The organism is Thermomonas sp. (assembly GCF_020850895.1).
GTDB lineage: Bacteria > Pseudomonadota > Gammaproteobacteria > Xanthomonadales > Xanthomonadaceae > Thermomonas.
Genome location: NZ_JADZDS010000029.1, coordinates 1 through 14,378, shown reverse-complemented (window position 1 = coordinate 14,378; position 14,378 = coordinate 1). Strand labels below are relative to the sequence as shown.

The 14,378-nt window shown below is 64.9% G+C and carries 15 protein-coding genes; 4 read left to right on the top strand and 11 right to left on the bottom strand.

Features of this window, described 5'->3' with window-relative positions; genetic code table 11:
• Together ftsH and rlmE are read right to left on the bottom strand one after the other, a co-directional pair.
• A partial coding sequence (gene ftsH / locus IT472_RS03145; protein WP_297178232.1) for an ATP-dependent zinc metalloprotease FtsH occupies positions 1-1,247 on the bottom strand: 1,247 nt, incomplete at its 3' end.
• A gap of 30 nt (positions 1,248-1,277) precedes the next feature.
• Positions 1,278-1,925 (bottom strand): 23S rRNA (uridine(2552)-2'-O)-methyltransferase RlmE, encoded by a 648-nt coding sequence (rlmE, locus tag IT472_RS03140; protein ID WP_297178229.1) that lies wholly within the window; start codon positions 1,923-1,925, stop codon positions 1,278-1,280.
• A 67-nt stretch (positions 1,926-1,992) separates the two neighbouring features.
• Between rlmE and yhbY the strand changes: the two genes are divergently transcribed.
• The 3 genes from yhbY (at position 1,993) to rnk (ending at position 3,302) form a co-directional block, all read left to right on the top strand.
• Positions 1,993-2,298, top strand: coding sequence for a ribosome assembly RNA-binding protein YhbY (gene yhbY / locus IT472_RS03135; RefSeq protein WP_297178226.1), 306 nt, complete (start codon positions 1,993-1,995; stop codon positions 2,296-2,298).
• A 14-nt stretch (positions 2,299-2,312) separates the two neighbouring features.
• Positions 2,313-2,684: an Mth938-like domain-containing protein gene (locus IT472_RS03130; protein ID WP_297178222.1), complete on the top strand. Its 372-nt coding sequence runs from the start codon at positions 2,313-2,315 to the stop codon at positions 2,682-2,684.
• Between the two features lie 174 nt (positions 2,685-2,858).
• Positions 2,859-3,302 (top strand): nucleoside diphosphate kinase regulator, encoded by a 444-nt coding sequence (rnk, locus tag IT472_RS03125; protein ID WP_343231803.1) that lies wholly within the window; start codon positions 2,859-2,861, stop codon positions 3,300-3,302.
• 95 nt (positions 3,303-3,397) lie between these two features.
• Here the strand turns inward: rnk and recO are convergent, their stop codons facing one another.
• The 9 genes from recO to rpoE all read right to left on the bottom strand — a co-directional run bounded on the left by recO (position 3,398) and on the right by rpoE (position 12,243).
• Complete coding sequence (gene recO, locus IT472_RS03120) at positions 3,398-4,138, bottom strand: DNA repair protein RecO (RefSeq protein ID WP_297178216.1); 741 nt, start codon at positions 4,136-4,138, stop codon at positions 3,398-3,400.
• A 41-nt stretch (positions 4,139-4,179) separates the two neighbouring features.
• A complete protein-coding gene (era, locus tag IT472_RS03115; protein ID WP_297178213.1) occupies positions 4,180-5,103 on the bottom strand; it encodes a GTPase Era in 924 nt (307 codons plus the stop codon).
• Positions 5,100-5,753, bottom strand: a complete 654-nt coding sequence (gene rnc, locus IT472_RS03110; protein ID WP_297178210.1) for a ribonuclease III — start codon at positions 5,751-5,753, stop codon at positions 5,100-5,102. Before rnc ends, era begins: the two co-directional genes overlap by 4 nt.
• A gap of 10 nt (positions 5,754-5,763) precedes the next feature.
• Positions 5,764-6,120: a DUF4845 domain-containing protein gene (locus IT472_RS03105; protein WP_297178208.1), complete on the bottom strand. Its 357-nt coding sequence runs from the start codon at positions 6,118-6,120 to the stop codon at positions 5,764-5,766.
• A gap of 132 nt (positions 6,121-6,252) precedes the next feature.
• Positions 6,253-7,038: a signal peptidase I gene (lepB, locus tag IT472_RS03100; RefSeq protein ID WP_297178241.1), complete on the bottom strand. Its 786-nt coding sequence runs from the start codon at positions 7,036-7,038 to the stop codon at positions 6,253-6,255.
• A 55-nt stretch (positions 7,039-7,093) separates the two neighbouring features.
• The gene (gene lepA, locus IT472_RS03095; protein WP_297178238.1) at positions 7,094-8,884 is read right to left on the bottom strand and encodes a translation elongation factor 4; all 1,791 of its coding nucleotides are present in this window, start codon (positions 8,882-8,884) and stop codon (positions 7,094-7,096) included.
• A gap of 160 nt (positions 8,885-9,044) precedes the next feature.
• Positions 9,045-10,646, bottom strand: coding sequence for a DegQ family serine endoprotease (locus IT472_RS03090; RefSeq protein ID WP_343231802.1), 1,602 nt, complete (start codon positions 10,644-10,646; stop codon positions 9,045-9,047).
• 80 nt (positions 10,647-10,726) lie between these two features.
• Positions 10,727-11,632 (bottom strand): RseA family anti-sigma factor, encoded by a 906-nt coding sequence (locus tag IT472_RS03085; protein WP_297178204.1) that lies wholly within the window; start codon positions 11,630-11,632, stop codon positions 10,727-10,729.
• The gene (gene rpoE / locus IT472_RS03080; RefSeq protein ID WP_297178235.1) at positions 11,629-12,243 is read right to left on the bottom strand and encodes an RNA polymerase sigma factor RpoE; all 615 of its coding nucleotides are present in this window, start codon (positions 12,241-12,243) and stop codon (positions 11,629-11,631) included. The genes IT472_RS03085 and rpoE overlap by 4 nt, the downstream gene beginning before the upstream one ends.
• Positions 12,244-12,445: 202 nt before the next feature.
• Here rpoE and IT472_RS03075 point away from each other — a divergent pair.
• Positions 12,446-14,378, top strand: a 1,933-nt coding sequence (locus tag IT472_RS03075) for a 3-hydroxyacyl-CoA dehydrogenase NAD-binding domain-containing protein (protein WP_297178201.1), incomplete at its 3' end; no start/stop codon positions are given.

Here is a 14,378-nt window from a genome sequence, read left to right as displayed (position 1 = left end):
GTCAGGGTCTTCTCCGATTCGCTCATCGCCATCGAACGACGTTCGGCACCCATCAGGATCTTGTCACGCGCCTTGTCGAAGTGGTCCATGCGGACATCCTTCGCGTTTTCGCGCGCAGCGAACAGCGCCGCCTCGTTGCACAGATTGGCCAGATCCGCACCGGAGAAGCCGGGTGTGCCGCGGGCAATCGTCATCGGCACGACATCGTCGGCCAGCGGCAGCTTGCGCATATGCACTTTCAGGATCTGCTCGCGGCCCTTCACGTCGGGCAGGCCGACCACCACCTGGCGGTCGAAGCGACCGGGGCGCAGCAAGGCCGGATCGAGCACGTCGGGGCGGTTGGTGGCGGCGATCACGATCACGCCCTCGCCACCCTCGAAACCGTCCATCTCGACCAGGAGCTGGTTCAGGGTCTGCTCGCGCTCGTCGTGGCCACCGCCGAGGCCGGCACCGCGATGGCGGCCGACCGCATCGATTTCGTCGATGAAGATGATGCAGGGCGCGTGCTTCTTGCCCTGTTCGAACATGTCGCGCACACGCGAGGCGCCGACGCCGACAAACATCTCGACGAAGTCGGAACCTGAAATGCTGAAGAACGGCACCTTGGCTTCACCGGCGATCGCCTTTGCGAGGAGCGTCTTGCCGGTACCGGGCGGGCCGACCATCAGCACGCCGCGAGGGATCTTGCCACCAAGCTTCTGGAACCGGCTCGGATCACGAAGGAACTCGACCAGCTCGCTGACCTCCTCCTTGGCCTCGTCGCAGCCAGCCACGTCGGCAAAGGTCACCTTGGTCTGGTCCTCATTGAGCAGCTTGGCGCGAGAGCGGCCGAATGACATCGCGCCCTTGCCGCTGCCTTGCTGCATCTGTCGCATCATGTAAAACCAGAACCCGACCACCAGCGCCAGCGGCAGGATGTTCCACAGCAGCGACCAGATCGAGAACCCGGAATCCGGCGGTGCCTGGTTGATTTCGACCTTGTGCTCGATCAGATCATCGATCAGGGCTCTGTCACGCAATGGCGCAGTCGTGGTGCCTTCTTCGCCGTTGTTGCGAACGAACTTGATGCTGCGCTCGTTGCTGGCGATATCGATCTTCTTGATCCGGCCAGCCTCGACGTCGGCGACGAAGTCCGAATAGACCACGTCGCGGCTGGGGGCCAGCTTGGGCGAAAAGGTCTGGAACACCACCAACAGGACGCCGGCGACCACCAACCAAAGCAGGATGTTTTTCACGAAATCGTTCATCTGTTTCCCAGTATCAACCGACGTGCCGAGTCACTTCATCTTGGCCAGTCTACCCGTTGCCAGCGCATACACCTCGGGGGAGCGCTGGCGCGAGGCAGCCGGCTTGCGGATCAGCACCTTCGCGTAGCGCCGGCGCAGCTCACGCACATAGTCATCGAACCCGCTGCCTTGGAACAGCTTGATCAGAAAGGCCCCACCCACGCGCAGCTGCCGGTCGGCGAAATCCATCGCCAATTCGGCCAAATGCATCGCGCGCGGCTGGTCAACGGTATCCATACCGCTTTTATTGGGGGCCATGTCGGAAAGCACAAGGTCCACCGGTTGTCTGTCCAGCAAATCCAGCAGTCCGGCGAGTACCGCGTCCTCGCGGAAATCCCCGTGCAGGAAATCCACGCCCGCCAACGGAGGCATGGCGAGGATGTCGCTGGCAATCACCCGCCCGGGCCGGTTCGGGTCCAGCCGGTCCAGTTCGCGCCGCACCCACTGCGACCACCCACCGGGGGCCGCGCCCAGATCGACCACCACCATGCCCGGCTTGAGCAGGTGGTCACGATCGACCAGTTCCTCGAGTTTATAGACCGCGCGCGAGCGCATTCCTTCCGCCTGCGCTTTCTTCACGTAGGGGTCGGAAAAATGTTCCTTGAGCCAGCGCTGGCTGGATTTGCTGCGGGAGGCCATGGCCATCAGGCGCGGGCGGATGACGGGGCATGATACCCTGCGGTTCCTGAATCCAAGCGCGTGCTGCATGCCAACCCAACTGACCAACGCCCAGATCCGCTTCCTGCGCGGCCAGGCGCACGGTCTCAAGGCCATCTTGCAGGTGGGTGGCAAAGGCATCACCGACGCACTGCTGGCTGAGCTCGACCTGGCGCTGGAACACCACGAACTGGTCAAGATCAAGGTAGGCGCAGAAGACCGCGATCAGCGGTTCGCGCTTGTCGACGACTTGACCAAGCGCAGCGGCGCGGCGCTGGTCCAGCGGATCGGGCACATGGCGATCCTCTATCGGCAATCCCGGGAAAAGCGGCATATCGTCCTGCCTCGCCCCTGATCGCAGCGGCCTCCATGCAACTCAATTACGAACGTCCGGACTACCTGTTTTCCCTGCGTAGCGCCGGGACGTCCAGTGCCTGCGTCAATGACCGCTGGTTGTCCACGAGCTTCGTCATTGCACCGGATGCTCTGGTCGAAGAATGGCCGGTCAAGGACGCGCGTTCGCTGCAGGTGTCCGACTTGGATCCCATGCTGGCGCTGGAGCCGGAATTGATCCTGCTCGGCACCGGGGCTACCCAGGAGTTTCCCCCTGCGGTGGTGCTGGCCCACTGCCTGAAGTGCAGGGTTGGCATCGAGGTCATGGCCAATGACGCCGCTGCCCGGACTTACTCGATTCTTGCCGGCGAAGGGCGCCGGGTGGTTGCCGGCTTCCTATTCCCCTGACAGGCAAGTCCCCCGCGGATCCATTCCAACCTCCCCCATGCCCATCGCAGCCTTGCCGATGCAACATGAACGCCCGCAGTCGATGACGGTTGCCGCCAGCGCGATTCATGGCTAAGGTTTCACTGGACCAAGACAATCCGCGGGCGACGCGCCAGCCGCGCCGCCCGCGCTGCCATGCAGGAACCCATTGCAATGAATCACGAGAAACACCCGACCCTTCTGCTTTCGCGCGTTGACGTTGAAAGGATCGAGGCACTGCTGGACAGCCCCGCGTACCGAGGCATGAACACCGCGGCTTTGCGCGAGGAACTCGAGCGCGCCGAGTTGGCTGAACCTGACGCCTTGCCGCCCGACCTGATCACCATGAACACCACCGCCCTCGTCCAGGTCGTGGACGGCGACAAGAGCGAGCACCAGTACGAGTTGACCCTTGTCTACCCGCGCGACTCCGACGGCAGTGGAGAAAAAGTATCGATCCTGGCCCCGGTCGGCAGCGCCCTGCTCGGGCTGCGCGTCGGCGACAGCATCGACTGGCCGATGCCGGGCGGACGCAGTGCTCGCTTGCGCGTGCTGGCCGTGCGTTACCAGCCCGAGGCCGCGGGCGAATTGCACCGCTGACGAATCGGCCCTCCCAGGGCAAGGCCGATCCGGCGCGGGGTTCGTTCTTCCGGTCAACGGGGACGACCGGCTCCCCTGCTGGCCTGAAGCACGCATCACGCCGAAGAGTGTCTTCCGCCATCCAGGCGCAAGAGCCCGCCCAGCATGTCCCATGACTTCAGGCCGCGCCCACCAAGGTGGTGCAGCAGGACCGCGCGCAGCGGCAGGCGTAGGCTGGCGAGGCCCCCGCTGTCAGGCTGGACGTCGGCGGCCAAGTCCAGCAGTGCTTGGCCGATCGCCGCATCGCGGCACGCATCGATGCCCTCTCCACCGCAACGCCGAGGGCCAGCCTCAGGATCGAGTCGATAGCGTGCGACCGGATCGATCGGAGACTCGCCACGTTCAGTGGAAAAATCCAAGCCGGAACCCAACGCCTCCAGCAGGTCGCGCTCGAACCGGCGCAACGTCCAAGCCAGCACGCCACCGACACGCAAACGCTCCCTGACCAACGCATACGCCGCGTGCAGTTCCGGCTGCGGCGACTGCCGAGGTGTCAGCCGCAGGCACAATTCATTGACATAGAATGCCGCCAATGCCGCTTCGCCGCGCAGGAGCGGCGCCGCGTCCACTGCCTCGACCGCCTGCAACTGCGCCAGTTCCCCCTGTTGCACGGCATCGAAGCGGATCGACTGCAGCGGCTGCAAGGCAGCACGCAGTTGCTGCTTCTTCGGCGTCTGCACACCACGCGCAACGAGGCCGAGGCGGCCATGTTCGGCGCTCAGTACCTCGACCAGCACGCTGGTCTCGCGCCACGGGCGGGCATGCAGGACGAAGGCGGGCTCTTGCCGATAGCGCATGCCCCCATTGTAGGTGCGCTCAGGCGGCCGCCGAGGCAGGTTCAGTCACGGTAGCCGAGCGCCCTGAGCGCCACTTCGTCATCGCTCCAGCCTTCGCGCACGCGCACCCACGTCTGCAGGAACACCTTGGCGTCAAACAGATGTTCCATCTGCTGTCGCGCATGCTTGCCGATCTCGCGCAGGCGCTCGCCGCCCTTGCCAATGACAATCGCCTTCTGGCCCTCGCGTTCGACCCAGATCACCGCGTCGATCCGGTACATCACGCCGGTCTTGGGTGAAGGTTCTTCTTCGAATTTTTCCACCTCGACCGTGGTCGCATACGGCAGTTCTTCACCAAGCCGGCGCATCAACTGCTCGCGCACCAGCTCGCCGGCGAGAAAGCGCTGGCTCTTGTCGGTGATTTCATCCTCGCCATACATCGGTGCGGCGACCGGCATCAGCCCAAGCAAGCTGGCGACCAAGGGCTCCAGACCGCTGCGCTTGAGTGCCGACACTGGGTGCACTGCAGCAAACTCGCGTCCTTCGGTCACCCTTGCGATGAAGGGAAGCAGCACGGCCTTGTCCTTCAGGCGATCGACCTGATTGACCACCAGCACCACCGGTAGCCCGGCACCGCGCAGGGCGTCGAACGCCAGCGTGTCCTCGTCATCCCAGCGTCCGGCTTCGATCACCAGAAGTGCCGCATCCACGCCTTCCAGCGCGCCGCGCGCCGCGCGGTTCATCATCCGGTTCATCGCCTTGCCGGAACGCTTGCCTTGTTCGCCGTGGATACCGGGGGTATCGACCAGTTGCAGCTGGCCTCCGGGAAAGCTGGCGATGCCGAGCAGTCGATGCCGTGTGGTCTGCGGCCGGTTGGACGTGATGCTGACTTTGGCCCCGACCAGCGCATTGACCAGAGTGGACTTGCCGACATTGGGCCTGCCGATCACGGCGATCGCACCGCTGCGTTGCGTTGGCTCGTTCATGCCCGCAATTCCAGCAAGGCGGCGTCGGCGGCCTGCTGCTCCGCTGCACGCCGGGAATTGCCTTCGCCCTCACTTCGCAGTGGAGGCTGGAGCAGCGTGCAACGAACGCGGAACATGCGCGCATGGTCCTCGCCCCGTTCATCCAGCAGTTCATAGACCGGCAACGGGTGCTGGCGCGCCTGCAGCCACTCCTGCAGGCGGGTCTTGGCGTCTTTCCCCACCTTGTTCGGGGGTGGCAACGCATCCAGCAGCGGAGCGAACCACGGCAACACCACGCTGCGGCACGTTTCGAACCCGGAATCGAGGTAAATAGCCGCGACCAGCGCCTCGACCGCATCGGCAAGGATCGAGTCGCGCCGGTGGCCACCGGATTTCATCTCTCCCGGACCGAGCACCAGCTGCGCCCCCAGCTCCAGTGACCTCGCGACCGTCGCAAGCGCCGACTCCCGCACCAACTCGGCACGCGCCCTGGTCAATGCCCCTTCGTCAGCCTTGGGCCAGCGCCGGTACAACGTGTCGGCAACGAACTGATTGACCAGTGAATCCCCGAGGAATTCCAGCCGCTCGTTGTGCACGCTACCGGCGCTGCGATGGGTCAGCGCCTGTGCGAGCAGCGCCGGATCCGTGAAACGGTACCCGGCAATCTCCACGCAAGGCAGGTCAATCCGAGGCGCCGCCACCGGGAAGAACCTGCTCGGCATGGAACTTGCCAACGACGTCGAGATTCCCGAACAGGGTCTCACGTCGCTCGTAGTCCACGACCATCATCTTGCCGTTCTGCCCGTTCTCGAACTTGAGCACGTTCAGTGTCTTCACATAAGACGCGTAGCTCATCTCCAGACGACGCTGGAACAAGGTCCGGATCTGGTCCTTGGACGACGACGCCACGGAATTGTCCTCGGCAATGCCCTTGAGTGCCTGCTTGACCGAGTAAAACTCCATGTACATCGGTCCGATCTTCATGCCGCAATAGGCGAAGAAGATCGCCAGGGTCAGCACGATAAGAAAACCCGTCATCGACAAACCGCTTTGCATCCGCCTCATCGCTGAAACCTCCGTCATTGCCTCCCCGGCATCCGAGGGAGATTGTGCACGCTTGAGGGCCCTTGGCGCAAAATCCGACCCCGGGGACCGTGGGCAAAGCCCGACTCAGGGAATCCTCGTCCCGATCCGCGACCAGTCCAGCTTGCGTTCGGCGCTGAAATCCACGTTCAGCCAGATGAACATTGCCCTTCCGCGCAGGTTGGCCTCGGGCAGGAAGCCCCAGAAGCGGCTGTCCTCACTGTTGCCGCGATTGTCGCCCATGACGAAATACTGCCCGGCGGGCACCGTCCATTGGCCTTCGCCCAAGCTCTCCACCCCTTCCAGCACATGGTGCGGGCGGTCCGCAAGCCCCTCGGTCAGCAAGGCATCGCCGGTCTCACCGATGCCTTGGCCAACGCCGGTGTAGATGCCATCCACCCGGTACGGCAACTCGCGCCCGTTGATGCTGACCTTGTGTTCACTGTAGGAAATCACATCGCCGGGCAGGCCGATCACGCGTTTGATCCAGTCCTCGCGCGGTTGCTGCGGAGGCCGGAACACCACCACATCGCCGCGCTGCGGCTCGCCGATGGACAGGAATTTCCTGTTGGTGATCGGCCAGCGCAGGCCGTAGTCGTACTTGTTGACCAGGATGAAGTCGCCAATCAGCAGGGTCGGCATCATCGAGCCGGAGGGAATCCGGAATGGCTCGGCAACGAAGCTGCGCAGGCCCAATACCAGCGCCAGTACCGGGAAAAACGCCTTGGAGTAATCGACCAGGGGCGGGTCCTTGGGCTTTTCCTCGCCGATGGCGTCGGCCAGTCGCTTGTTGGCGAAGAACAGCTTGTCCACCAACCAGATCAAGCCGGTCAGCGCGGTCAGCAATACCAGCGCCGTTTCGAACCATACCATCATGCGACGTTCTCCATCGTGAGTTGCCCGTCCAACGCGAATGCGCGCGTGCGGATCAATTGTCGACCTGCAAGACCGCGAGGAAAGCTTCCTGCGGAATTTCGACACGGCCAACCATCTTCATCCGCTTCTTGCCTTCCTTCTGCTTCTCCAGCAGCTTCTTCTTGCGGGTGGCGTCGCCGCCGTAGCACTTGGCCAGCACGTTCTTGCGCAAGGCCTTGACCGTGGTGCGGGCGATGATCTGGCCACCGATCGCGGCCTGGATCGCCACGTCGAACATCTGCCGCGGGATCAATTCCTTCATCTTCTCGCACAGCTCGCGACCCCGGCGATCCGCGTGGCTGCGGTGCACGATGATCGACAGTGCATCGACGCGATCGCCATTGATCAGGGTGTCCACCCGCACGAACGGGCCGGCGTCGAAGCGCAGGAAGTGGTAGTCCAGCGAGGCATAGCCGCGGCTGACCGACTTCAGCTTGTCGAAGAAATCCAGCACCACCTCGGCCATCGGCAGCTCGTAGCTGATCTGCACTTGGCTCGCCATGTAGGTGATGCCGACCTGCACGCCGCGCTTGTCCTCGCACAACTTGATGATGCCGCCGACGTAATCGGGCGGGGTAAGGATGTTGGCGCGGATGATCGGCTCGCGCACTTCCTCGACCTGGTTGACCGGCGGCAGCTTGGCCGGATTGTCCATGTTGACGATGCTGGCGTCGGTCTTGAGCACTTCATAGACAACCGTCGGTGCGGTGGTGACGAGGTTGAGGTTGTATTCGCGCTCCAGCCGTTCCTGCACGATCTCCATGTGCAGCATGCCGAGAAAGCCGCAGCGGAAGCCGAAGCCCATCGCCTCGGACGATTCCGGCTCGAAACGCAGCGCGGCGTCATTCAGACGCAGCTTGTCCAGCGCCTCGCGCAGCGCCGGGAAATCCTCGGCATCGACCGGAAACAGGCCGGCGAACACGCGCGGCTGCATTTCCTGAAAGCCGGGCAGCGGTGCCGGTGCCGGATCGCCCGCAAGCGTGAGGGTGTCGCCCACCGGCGCGCCGTGCACGTCCTTGATGCTGGCGGTGATCCAGCCGACTTCACCCGCCTTCAGCGCCGGCATGACCTTGCGTTTGGGCGTGAACACGCCAACGCCATCAACCAGATGGGTGCGCCCGGTGCTCATCACCAGCATCTTCTCGCCGGGCCTCAGCTCACCCTGCATCACCCGCACCAGCGAGACCACGCCGAGGTAGTTGTCGAACCAGGAATCGATGATCAGCGCCTGCAGCTTGTCGGTAGCACGCGGCGTGGGCGGCGGGATGCGTTTGACGATGGCTTCCAGCACGTCGCCGACGTTGAGCCCGGTTTTGGCGGAAATCGCCACCGCCTCCTCGGCATCGATGCCGATCACCGCTTCGATCTCTTCCTTGACCTTGTCGATGTCGGCGGTCGGCAAGTCGATCTTGTTCAGCACCGGCACCACTTCCAGCCCCTGCTCCACCGCGGTGTAGCAGTTGGCGACCGATTGTGCTTCCACGCCCTGGGCGGCATCCACCACCAGCAGCGCGCCTTCGCAGGCCGCCAGCGAACGGCTGACTTCGTAGCTGAAATCGACATGGCCGGGGGTGTCGATGAAGTTCAGGAAATAGGTCTGCCCGTCCTTCGCCGTGTACGGCAGGGACACCGACTGCGCCTTGATGGTGATGCCGCGTTCGCGCTCGATCGGGTTGTTGTCGAGCACCTGCGCTTCCATCTCGCGCTCGGTCAGGCCGCCGCACAGCTGGATGATGCGATCGGCCAGAGTCGACTTGCCGTGGTCGACGTGGGCAATGATGGAGAAGTTGCGGATGAACCGCATCGGATCGGACTGCATGGCGGCGTGGCCGTCGGTGCGGCGGCGGTTCGAAGACAAGCCGACGATTATCGCACAGCACCGCGATTCGGACGGTGTCGAACCACGCCAAGGGCGGCGGCGTTCGCGCGCCGCCCATCCAGCGTCGATCAATCGACCGTCGACCTCAGCCTTCCCCGCTGTCCACGGCAACGTATTGGCTGACGCCGTTGCGCTGGACCAGCAGCATCACCGGTTTTCCCGCGGCCACCGTGCGCAGCTGGGCATCGAGTTCACCCGGGCTGCCGACATCGGTGCGTCCGACCGCGAGGATCACGTCACCCGGACGCAGGCCGGCATCACGTGCCGCGCCGCCCTGGACGCCTGCCACCAGTACGCCCTCGCCCGCCTGCAGGCCGAGCCGGCTGCGCTGCTGGTCGCTCAGGTCACGACCGAGGATCCCGAGGCGATTGCCGGGCGCCGCATCCGGCGCGGACTTGCCGCCGGAGTTGTCACGGCCGTCGTCATTGCGCGCGGTGGCGTCATTGAGCGCACCCAAGGTCGCTGTGACCGTGCGCGGCCGTCCGTCGCGGATGATTTCGACGCTGATCTGCGTCCCCGGCGCCATCGCGCCGATGATCGGCGGCAGGTCGCTGGCGTCGTACACCGGCTTGCCGTTGACACTGCGCACGACATCCTGGCGCTGGATGCCTGCGCGTTCCGCGGCACTGCCCGGCTCGACCGCGGCCACCAGTGCACCCGCCGCTTCGTCACCGAGGCCGAGCGCCTTGGCGGCATCGCGCGTCAAGGGCTGGATCTGGATCCCAAGCTGGCCGCGGGTCACCCGGCCAGTGGCCTTAAGTTGGTTGACCGCGTTCATCGCCACGTCGATCGGAATCGCGAAGCTCACCCCCATGTAACCGCCGGAATTGCTGAAGATCTGCGAATTGATGCCGACCACCTGGCCGCGGGTATCCAGCAGTGGGCCGCCCGAATTGCCGCGGTTGATCGCCACGTCGGTCTGGATGAAGGGCACATAGCGCTGGTCGGCATAGGGATTGGCACGACCAACGGCACTGACGATTCCTGCCGTCACCGAATGATCGAAGCCGAACGGCGAACCGATCGCCACCACCCATTGTCCCGGCTTGAGCTGGCTGGATTGGCCAATCCGTACCGTCGGCAGGCCACTCGCCTCCACCTTGAGCAATGCGATGTCCGACTGCTCGTCGCTGCCGACGATCCGTGCGGTCAATTCCCGTCGATCGGCAAGGCGGATCCGCACGCTGTCGGCGCCATCAATCACGTGGCGGTTGGTCAGGACATAGCCATCGCTGGAAATGATGAAGCCGGTGCCCAACGATGTTCCCTGCGGCCGCTCACGCGGTTGGCCCGGACCCATCCCGGGACCGAAGAAACGCCGGAAGATTTCCGGCATGTCCTCGATGTCGCTGCCATCATCGTCCCCACCGCCGCCTTGGATGCGTTGGCGGTTGGGCCCACTGCGCTGCTGATCGGGCTGCTCCTGGCGGGTCCGCTCCGCGCGGGGTCCTCCGCCGACTTCTGCCTGCACGCTGACCACCGCCGGCCCGACTCGGTCGACCAGCGCGGTGAAATCAGGCAAGCCAGCCACCAGCTGTGGTGGTGCCGAGGTCGGCGTGGCCGCCTGTGGCACGGTTGCAGCCTGCGAGCCCGCGGTGGTCTGGCCACTGCAAGCGCCAATGCCGGCTGCGGCCAACGCCACCGCAAGGACAAGTGGGCGCAGTACGGGGAATCTGGTCTGACGCATGGGGGATCCTTGGTGGTCGTGAATCGAGTCAGCTGGATTTGTAGTCGCGTAGCACGCGGCTCCAATACTCGGGCAGATGATCAGGGGGAGGGGCGATCGTTGACGCGCTGCTTGTCCGCAGACGCCGGCCCATCCGGATTCTGTGCCTTGTCGGAGCCTGCCGGTTCAGGCGCTTTCAGCAACCGTGGCGGATCGGAGAACGCAGTCTGGGTGAGGAACGGAGTGGAACCCTCCGCCCGCTGCGGAAGATCGCCGAAACCCACGGTCAACCCGTCATTGCCGAACTGCGGTAACACCGACCGTGGCCAAGGACGCGTCGCCGTTTCCTGTTCCTGCTGTTCGGACATCGCTGCCGTGGATGCGGGCACCCTGTCAGGGGCCATGCCGGTGAGCCCGGATTCCGCCTGATCCGTGGATGCGGCCCGGCGACGGGTCGGCCGCGCCGCGGCTGCGACCAAGGTGGCGACCGCCTCCGGGGCCACGGTCGGAGGCAGGGCTCCACTCGGTATCGGCGCCTGGGGCACGGGATGACCGGAAGGAAGGGCTGGCTTCACAACAGTCCGCTGGCCAGATTCGGCCAACGCAGACGCAGGTTGGGTCGAAACGCCTTCATTCGAAGGCAGCCCGAGAATCGCCATGGCCGCCAGCGCTGCCGCCAGCGCCGCGCCACCGCCCAGCCGCCGGCGCTGGGCCGTGCGTGCCGAGGCCCGTGCGGCCGCATCAAGGGGGGCATCTTCCTGCAACGCGGCGGCCACCCGGCTGGCGAAGTCGGCGGGCAGGCGCCGGCTCGGCGCGGCCCCGCGCATGGAGTCGGCGGCCGTGCGCCAGCGTTCCCAGCAGCCGGCCAAGGCCACATCGTGGTGCAGGCGGCGCAGCAGGAAGCGGGTCTGGTCCTCCGGCAAGGCGCCGTCCATCAGCGCGGACAGTTGCTCGCGGCTGCACAGTTGGGTGAGGTCGTTGCAGTGGCGGTCGGTGTCGTTGTTCATGCGCGGGAACGCTTCAGCAAGTCGTCGTGGTCCAGCAAAGGGCGCATGCGGGCGTCGATCGCGTCGCGTGCGCGGAAGATGCGCGAGCGCACCGTTCCGATCGGGCAGTCCATGCGCTCGGCGATCTCCTCGTAACTGAGTCCCTCCACTTCGCGGAGGGTGATCGCATCGCGCAGGTCCTGCGGCAATTCTTCGACCGCAGCCAGTACGGTTTGTTCCAGCTGCTGGCGCATCAGTTCGCGTTCCGGGGTGTCGTTGTCGCGCAGGCGCAGGCCGGATTCGAACAGCTCGGCATCTTCCAGCTCGACCGCATCGGTCGGCGGCCGGCGGTTGCTGGCGGCGAGGTGGTTCTTCGCGGTATTCACCGCGATCCGGTGCAACCAAGTGGAGAACAGCGCATCGCCACGGAAGCTGCCGATGGCGCGATAGGCACGGATGAAGGTGTCTTGCGCCACGTCCTGCACTTCGGCCCAGTCGCGGATGTAACGCGAGATCAGCGCCGCCACCCGGTTCTGGTATTTGCGCACGAGCAAATCGAAGGCAGCGGAATCGCCGCGTTGCACGCGTGCCACCAGGTCCTGATCCAGCGCTTGCGACACCCGATCCTCCATTGCCTGCACCCGGTGTCCTTGATCCATCGCCCGGTTGCTTCCGGGCTTGTGACACATGGTCATGGCGAAAGTTCCATCCGCCGACGACCGCGAACCGCCTCCAGCGTCTGCCGGAGCCCCTGTACCTGAACAAAACTGGACAAATATTCAGATTCTTGCGGGCTACGATACCGCCAACTCCCTTGCTGCGGATGACTGACGCATGGCTGCAACCACGATGGACCGTTTCGCCGGGCTTGGCCTGCGCCATTGGCGACCGCAACAACGCGACGACGGCGTGCTGGTGCTGTATTTCGATCGCGCCGATGCGGCGGTCAATGCGTTCTCGCAGGATGCGCTGATCGAACTGGGCGCGGCGCTGGAACGGATCGCCCTGGAGCTGCCGAAGGCGCTGGTGATCGCCTCGGGCAAGGCCAGCGGCTTCATCGCCGGCGCCGATCTCAAGGAGTTCCAGGAATTCGACCGCAAGGGCACCGTCAACGACGCTATTGCCCGCGGCCAGCGCACCTTCCAGAAGCTGGCCGAATTGCGCTGTCCCACGGTCGCCGCCATCCACGGCTTCTGCATGGGCGGCGGCACCGAGATTTCACTGGCTTGCCGGTATCGCGTGGCCAGCAGCGACGCTTCCACCCGCATTGGCCTGCCGGAAGTGCAACTGGGCATTTTCCCGGGCTGGGGCGGCAGCGCGCGCCTGCCGCAGCTGGTCGGCGCACCGGCGGCGATGGACATGATGCTGACCGGCCGTGCGCTGTCGGCCAAGGCCGCACGTGGCATTGGCTTGATCGATCTGGTCGTGGAGCCATCCGATCTGATCGACAGCGCCGCCAAGCTGGCGCTCAAGGGCTGCACACGCCCACTCAAGCAACGCGCTTTGGCCAGACTCAGCAATACTTTCGCCGCGCGCAAATTGCTGGCCCCGCAGATGGCCAAACAGGTGGCGCGCAAGGCGCCGAAGGCGTTCTACCCAGCGCCCTATGCGCTGATCGCGACCTGGGCAAAGAGCGGCGGCAGGCCGATCCGTGCCCGCCTCGACGCCGAACGCCGTGCGGTGGTGAAACTCGCCGGTACGTCGACCGCACGCAACCTGATCCGCATCTTCTTCCTGACCGAACGGATGAAAGCGCTGGGCAAGGGCGAATCCGGCATCACTCGCGTGCATGTGGTCGGCGCCGGGGTGATGGGCGGCGACATCGCCGCGTTCGCCGCCTACAAGGGCTTCGAGGTGACCTTGCAGGACCGCGAGCAGCGCTTCATCGACGCGGCCATGACCCGTGCGCAGGTGCTGTTCGAGAAAAAGGTGAAGGACGCGGGCAAGCGACCGGCGGTGGCGGCGCGCTTGAAATCCGACCTCGAAGGCCATGGCGTGGCGGATGCCGACCTCGTCATCGAAGCGATCATCGAAAACCCCGACGCCAAGCGCGACCTCTACAACGCGGTGGAACCACGGCTCAAGGCCGATGCGTTATTGACTACCAATACCTCGTCCATCCCGCTGGACGAATTGCGCGAACACATTGCGCGCCCGGCGCAGTTCGCCGGCTTGCATTATTTCAATCCGGTGGCGCAGATGCCGCTGGTGGAGATCATCCGCCACGACGGCATGGACGCGGAGACCGAACGCCGACTGGCGGCGTTCTGCAAGGCCCTGGGCAAGTTCCCGGTGCCGGTGGCCGGCAGCCCCGGCTTCCTGGTCAACCGCGTGCTGTTCCCGTACATGCTGGAAGCCGCCACCGCCTATGCCGAGGGCATTCCCGGCCCCGCCATCGACAAGGCAGCGACGCGCTTCGGCATGCCGATGGGGCCGATCGAATTGATCGACACCGTGGGCTTGGACGTGGCCGCCGGCGTCAGCAAGGAACTCGCCCCCTTCCTCGGCCTGCAGGTTCCGGCAGCGCTGGCCAGCGTTGACGCCAGCAAACGCGGCAAGAAGGACGGCCAAGGCATCTACGCTTGGGAAAACGGCAAGCCGAAAAAGCCCGAGCTGCCATCTGGCTACGTTGCACCGGATGATCTGGAAGACCGCCTGATCCTGCCCCTGCTCAACGAAGCGGTGGCCTGCCTGCACGCCGGCGTGGTCAGCGATACCGACCTGCTGGATGCCGGGGTGATCTTCGGGACGGGTTTTGCGCCGTTCC

Bases quoted from the DNA above. Each gene is read 5' to 3' on its own strand.
- rlmE (WP_297178229.1), bottom strand. From the start codon at position 1,925: ATGGCCTCCCGCAGCAAATCCAGCCAGCGCTGGCTCAAGGAACATTTT.
- yhbY (WP_297178226.1), top strand. From the start codon at position 1,993: ATGCCAACCCAACTGACCAACGCCCAGATCCGCTTCCTGCGCGGCCAG.
- rnk (WP_343231803.1), top strand. From the start codon at position 2,859: ATGCAGGAACCCATTGCAATGAATCACGAGAAACACCCGACCCTTCTG.
- era (WP_297178213.1), bottom strand. From the start codon at position 5,103: ATGAACGAGCCAACGCAACGCAGCGGTGCGATCGCCGTGATCGGCAGG.
- lepB (WP_297178241.1), bottom strand. From the start codon at position 7,038: ATGGTATGGTTCGAAACGGCGCTGGTATTGCTGACCGCGCTGACCGGC.
- IT472_RS03090 (WP_343231802.1), bottom strand. From the start codon at position 10,646: ATGCGTCAGACCAGATTCCCCGTACTGCGCCCACTTGTCCTTGCGGTG.
- recO (WP_297178216.1), bottom strand. From the start codon at position 4,138: ATGCGCTATCGGCAAGAGCCCGCCTTCGTCCTGCATGCCCGCCCGTGG.
- IT472_RS03085 (WP_297178204.1), bottom strand. From the start codon at position 11,632: ATGAACAACGACACCGACCGCCACTGCAACGACCTCACCCAACTGTGC.
- IT472_RS03105 (WP_297178208.1), bottom strand. From the start codon at position 6,120: ATGACGGGTTTTCTTATCGTGCTGACCCTGGCGATCTTCTTCGCCTAT.
- lepA (WP_297178238.1), bottom strand. From the start codon at position 8,884: ATGCGGTTCATCCGCAACTTCTCCATCATTGCCCACGTCGACCACGGC.
- rpoE (WP_297178235.1), bottom strand. From the start codon at position 12,243: ATGGAGGATCGGGTGTCGCAAGCGCTGGATCAGGACCTGGTGGCACGC.
- IT472_RS03130 (WP_297178222.1), top strand. From the start codon at position 2,313: ATGCAACTCAATTACGAACGTCCGGACTACCTGTTTTCCCTGCGTAGC.